1 protein-coding gene and 1 pseudogene are annotated in these 448 nt (G+C 45.8%); both read left to right on the forward strand.

Annotated elements, in window-relative coordinates:
* On the forward strand, window positions 1-295 hold a 295-nt coding region (locus AB4232_RS17415; protein ID WP_372087633.1), incomplete at its 5' end, for a dihydrodipicolinate synthase family protein.
* Between the two features lie 49 nt (window positions 296-344).
* A pseudogene (locus AB4232_RS17420) lies at window positions 345-448 on the forward strand (outer membrane protein assembly factor BamC); the annotation flags it as partial.

Raw genomic sequence — 448 nt, forward strand, 5'->3', positions numbered from 1 at the left:
TAAGCGTGGTGGTGATGGCGTGATCTCTGTAACGAACAATGTTGCAGCTGCTGATATGGCGACTATGTTCAAGCTAGCGAAGGAAGGCAAGTTTGAGGAAGCTGAAGCGATCAATGAGCGTTTGATGCCTCTACATAAGAATTTGTTCGTTGAGTCTAACCCTATTCCCGTAAAATGGGCGGTTCACAAAATGGGTCTGATTGCTGAAGGTGGCTTACGTCTACCACTGACTGAACTGTCAAAACCAGCTCAGCCTGTTGTTGCTCAAGCAATGACTGAAGCGTGCATTTACTAAAAACGTATAAAGCAATGCCGAAGCGAACCTTCGGCATTTAGGAGTATAAATGAAGTATTCTCACCAGCTAGTGATCGGTTCACTGGCTGTTTTCGTTCTTACAGCATGTTCTGGCAGCCCGACTCAACGTCGCCAAGCCAAAGATGATTTTGA

It is taken from the genome of Vibrio sp. 10N.286.46.A8, from assembly GCF_041470165.1.
Lineage (GTDB): Bacteria > Pseudomonadota > Gammaproteobacteria > Enterobacterales > Vibrionaceae > Vibrio > Vibrio tasmaniensis_A.